Origin of the sequence: Verrucomicrobium sp. BvORR106, from assembly GCF_000739655.1 — a bacterium.
In the GTDB taxonomy this organism is placed as follows: domain Bacteria; phylum Verrucomicrobiota; class Verrucomicrobiia; order Verrucomicrobiales; family Verrucomicrobiaceae; genus Verrucomicrobium.
In genome coordinates, this window is record NZ_BATR01000121.1 from 1 (window position 1) to 5837 (window position 5837).

The 5837-nt window shown below is 61.0% G+C and carries 1 protein-coding gene; it reads left to right on the forward strand.

Annotated features, from left to right (window positions below; translation table 11 throughout):
• On the forward strand, window positions 1–5837 hold a 5837-nt coding region (locus tag BV106_RS22375), incomplete at both ends, for a DUF6531 domain-containing protein (RefSeq protein WP_038168447.1).

Sequence of the window (5837 nt, forward strand, 5' to 3'; positions counted from 1 at the left end):
GGACACAGAGGTGGTGGAAGGGTTGGCCGTGGAAGGGTATCTGCCGAGCGGGACGAAGAGCATCCGTGAATGGGTGCGCAAGTACCTGAAGGCGGAGGCCAATGACCCACTCTGGACGCTGGATGCGGAGGATCGCACGCCGGGGAACATCTTTCTGAAGGATCTGGACAAGGGCCTGCGGCAGAACTGGCCGGGGCTGGCGAAGGACAGCCTGGGGGTGCGCTTCCGCAACCGGAAGTTCAACCGCGTGCAGTGGAAGGAGTTCCCCCAGCCTACGCAGTTCAACACGACCACGGGGACGTACACGCAGAGTGACCGCGTGAGCGCGAATGGTTCGAGGTTTGACACGGTGGACATTGAGATCGTGAACGACCAGGACACGAACAAGAAGATCACCCTGACGGGCCTGCGCCTGGCGGACCTGCACAACCGCCGTGCGGTGATCAACTTCCTGCCTGGCACGACGGGGAACTACACCATGAGGTTCGCGATGGAGCCGTATGATCTGGACAACGTGGCGGCGGGCACGGGTGACTTCACGACCGGCAGCGATCCGTACCTGCTGCGCCGCCAGGTGAGGGATGTGGCAGTGACGAACACCCACAAGAACTACAAGTTCAAGGTGGTGTACCACCGCCAGCGCAACTATGGCGGACCGGTGGGGGTGGCGGATCAGAATCTGCTGGGGGGCTGGGCCCACTTTGCGGGGATCAACAACCTCGACTTCGGCCCTGGTGGCGGGGCCACGGCGAGCTCGCCCTCGGTCTCGGTGTTTGGCCTGGGGGATCTGAATGCCTTCTGCCTGAATTCAGGCCGGGTGACGGACCGGATGTTGAAGGTGCATCTGGAGCCGTTCTGGAAGCACGAGCAGGCGCGCGCGGCGGATGCGAATCTGGCGGCGGACTATGACCTGATCCAGGGGACGACTGCCTATCTTATGGGCATGTCCTACTACCAGCGGGTGAGTCGCTCGTTTGATACGCTGAAGGACCTGTTCAAGGTGCACACGGTATCGATGCGGGCGCATGGATTTGCCCAGTTCGGCGCGAAGCGGGATGGCAGCGGGAACCCGGTGGTGGCCAATGCGCCGCTGCCCAACAGCCAGACGACGAAGCGGGTGGAGCAGATCTACCCGGTGGTGGACATGAACTTCAGCCGTACGGCCTGGGCCGGCTATGGCGATGTGCGCCCGGATGCGGGTGGCCAGGGCATGATCACGGGGGCTGATTTCATGACGAATCTGTTCATCGCGGAGATCTCCTCCCTGGAGGATCACACGATCCAGAAATACGTGAACGTGGAGGACACGGATGCGGTGTCCACGGTGAACCTGATCCACCGGATCCAGCAGGATGGCAACGCGGCGACGAATGTCATCGAACTCACGGCGGATAACTATCTCACGGAGAAGACGAAGACCTACGCGTTCGGCGGCAGCACGAAGACGCTGGCGGCCTGGGCGGGGGGGCTGTGGACCAGTGTGGAGGCGGCCTTTGCCGGATGGGACAAGAACCTCGCCCGGGTGTACATCACGCCGGGGCCGGTGGCTGGTGCCGGTGGGAACTGGAAGGGCATGGGGGCGCTCATCATTGGCAAGAGCCAGGCCGGGGCGCTCATCGGGCAGATCAACGGCGGCTGGGGCGGCAGCTTCTTCACCGGCAGCAGCTCCTATGTCTATGATGACTGGAGCTGGAGCACGACGGCACTTTCCAGCACCACCACGAGCAACTGGGGCGGGAGCACGAGCTATGCCTCAGATTTCTGGTCAGACACGTCCAGCTCCATCAGCATGAGCCTGGGCAGCTCCCTGTGGGGTTCGAGCGTCTCACAGTCCTCCTACACGAGCCTGAGCCAGTCCACCTCCCTGTGGAGTGGGATGAGCACGAGCATTCTGGGCGGGGATTCCTACCTCTCCTATGCCGACCAGTACTTTATGGGCGGGGTTGGCCTTAGCGGTGGCAGTCTCTCAAGCGCCTATGACAGCTACCTGAGCATGCCGTCATTGATCTCAAGCTCTCTGGACCCGGGGGGGAACCTCTGGGGCACCTTCTACTCGGACATTGGCCTGGGATCGGACTGGGCGGGAGACCCAGTCAACATGGTGACGGGCGAGCTCTATGCAGACGAGGTGGATCTGGTGCTGCCAGGGCCCATCCCTCTGCAAGTTCGCCGAAACTACAGCAGCCAGTCCTCCCATGCGGGCAGCTTTGGCTTTGGCTGGAAGATGGCCTACTTCCCCTACATCGTTCCCACGGACAATGAAGCAAAGCTCCAGGTGGCGGAGCTGGACGGGTCGGTGCTCGTCTACACACGCAATACCGCCAATACCTCCGCTGAGGAGTGGATTGTGCGGGCGGAGGACAACCCGCACCTCTCCAATGGCAGCGGAATGGAAATTGGCTCGGTGCGGAACTTGTTCCGCAACCGGATCCTTCGTACCAGTCCTGGCGGCATCAGCACCTACACGCTGTACGGTGTGGATGGCAGCACGCGGGTGTATGAGGTGCGCAGTTTTCCCGCCCACGGGACGAATCCTGTGGTGAGCAGGCAAAGGCCTTATCTGAGACGATGGACCGATGCCGTGGGTAACTATCTTGAATTCAAGTTCTATGGCGACAGCGGCTCCGGGAACCCGTGGAATGTGGCAAACACCCACTCCTCATTCGGGCAGTTGGCTCGTGTGCAGGCGAGCAATGGCAACTTCTTTGGCTTCAACTATGATGTCTACGGCCACATTGTGGAGGTGTTCGCAGGGGATGGGCGACGCATTTCGTACCGGTATGATGGCTTTGGGGATCTTGTGGAGGTGACGCTGCCGGACAACTCTTGGGCAAGGTACGAGTATCTGCATGAGCAGGGAAAGGTCGGCAGCACGAACAACCTGGCCTGGTACTCGACCCACCTCATTAAGAAGGAGGTCCGGCCGGGAGGCAGGATTGTGGAGAGCGACTACCAACTCTACGTGCAGGGCGAAACGGATGCTGAGGGCAATGCGATTGGCGCGGGCAGTGACAGGATCGGCAAGGCCTCGCATCTGCGGCGTGTCACGTTGCAGCGGGCCACGGTGGGCAAGCACGGCGGGGCCAACGAACGCACGCTGCCAGCGGCGGAGTCCTACGAGACCGTCCGGAATGCGACCTACGCCTATGTCAACAGCACCGATGCTAACGGAATGACCACGGGCCGCACGGAGATCCTTGATGCCTATGACCGCAAGACGATTTACTACTACACCAACAACCGCCTGACCAAGGTCTTTGACCCGGTGAGTACGGTTACCAATGCGGTGACGGGGACGGGCACGAATGCCAAGATGGAGCAGGAGTGGTTCACCAGCCAGGATGTGATCAACGGGGTGCCGGGCGCGTATGCAGGGGGCTTGAAGGCCATGGCGGCACGCGGACAGGCGCGTACAGAGTATGCCTACAACTCCAGTGGAGACGTGACTGAGATCCGCGTACTGGGAGACCTGGACGGAGATGGCACGGCCACGGATACGGCAGTGACCGGTGTTTCCTATAACGGCTTGCACCTGCCGGAACTCATCATTCATCCCGATCCCGGGACCGGCCTGGCGACGGGCAAACGGACGCGGTATTTCTATCAGGATGTGGCACGTCCCTATCTGGTAACGCGGGTGGAGGAGCAGGACTCCGGTGGCGGCGTGCTGAACGCTGCGACGAACAGCTACTACGATGTATTCAGCAACCCGTCTGACCTCCTGCAGTTGCCTTTTGCGAAAGGACTGGTGCAGACCACCAAGACTGCAGAGGGCACCGCTGATGAGGCTGTCACAGAACTGCTGCACGACGCGCGTGGCTTTCTGACCAAGCGCACGGCATATAGCGGGCAGGGCGACCAGGTCAACTATCCCAACCTGGTGACGGAGTTTTTACATAATCTCAGGGGCGAACTCGTGGAGGAAAGGATCATGGACGCGACCGTGGCAAAAAAAGTGAACCGCTACGCTTACGACGACAGCGGGCGACCCATCTGGTGGGAGCGTCTAGATGGAAACGGACAGCAGATCGCCTGGGACTACACCTACTACAACCTCACGGGGGACGTGGAGTGGAAAGATGGCTCCCGTACCCGTCCTGAAGACTATACCTACATGCGCTATGACGGAGCGGGCCGCCCGGTCGAACGGGTGAGCTGGCGTTCCCAAGCAAAGCTGGACGGCACCGGTGTGGAGGCCCCGTCAGGAGAAGCGGTGTTCGCCACACACAAGTTTTTCTACAACTTATTTGGTGATCTGATCAAGTCTGTGGATGCCCGTGGGAACTCGGTGAAGTTCGGGTACGACGACATTGGACGGAGAACGAGCACGGAGGCCCATGAAGGTGACTGGGAAAACGGCGGCCAGCTTCTGGCTGGTGAAACATCCGTGTACGACGATGCTTTGCGCAAGGTGACACAGACGGATGCCCATGGGGGTGTGACACAGAGTTTCTTCACCTCTGACGGGAGGCCGAGGCGGAAGATCAATCCAGATGGCACGCAGCTGGAGTGGCGCTACTATCTGGACAGACGTGTCAAACAGGAGCCTCTGAGCGAGCATCTGTACCATGAGATCACTTACAATGATGCATCCCGCACCGCCACCCGGACGCTCAAAAATGCCAACGGGCAGACGCTGGCCAGCGAGTCCGTAACGTCGGATCGCCGGGGCAATCAGGTGACCACCTCCAATCTGGTGGGCCATATCACCACGAGCACCTACGACAAGCTCAACCGTCTGATCACTCGCTCTGTGCCTGCGGCAGGTGCCACCAGTGCCGCCCAGCTCTCCACGATGTACTATGATGCTACGGGGTTGAGAAACAAAGTGGTAAATGGCCTGGGGGAAAGCACGGAGACCTTCAGTGACGCCCTAGGGCGTACGGTTGGCACGGTGGTGCGCAACGCAGCCAACGCCGTGGTGACCCAGTCGGGTGTGGTGTACAGCGCGGACTCACATCAGGTAACGACCACTACGGGAACAGCAGGCGGAGCCGTCACGCAAACGATGTGGACGGATAACGCCGGGAAGGCGGTTCTTCTGAGACATGCGGATGGCAGCTTCGCGCGCACAGAGTATGATGCAGGTGGCAATGCCGTGTCCTCTACAGGGGAAACGGGGCAAACCACCAGAACGAGCTATGACGGCCTCAACCGCGTGATACTCACCCGGTTGCCGGATGGCACGGCGACGCAGTTCGTCTACGCCTACCTGCCCGGAGGAGGCCAGAGAGTAGAGCGCCGCATGCCGCAATCCTTGACGGAGGTGGCTATCACCGATGTCGCCGGGCGTCCGGCGGAAAGCTATCTGCAGGGGGCGGGGAGCGTGCAAAGTCGTCGCTACCACAGCTACCAATACTACACTGCTGGCAAGGAAAAGGGGCTGCTCAAGCAGTATACGGACCCTCGCGGTCTGGTGCACGGCGTGACGTATGATGACTGGCAGCGACAGGCCGCCACCACGGTGGGCACGGTGGGGGACGCCAGCTACGTGATGCGGGAGATGCTGGCCTATGATGTACGCGGACAGCTGACGCAGTTAAAGGAAACCACGTATGCCGCAGTGACCGAGGTGTTGAGCGCCTTCGACGGGCAGGGGCACCTTGACTATCAGAAGACGAAGCTGAACGGCACCGTGGTCACGCATCTGGTGAATACCTATGACGGTGCGGGACGTCGGAACGGCCTGACGCGTGGCAGCGATGTCTCTGCGGTGGGCAGTGGGGTGGGGGGCAGCTGGAGCTTTGACCACCGGGCGGATGGTCTGCTGGCCCAGGTCGGCTTTGGAGGCTCCACTTTCAGCTACACCTATGGCGACAATGGTCTGCTCCAGACGC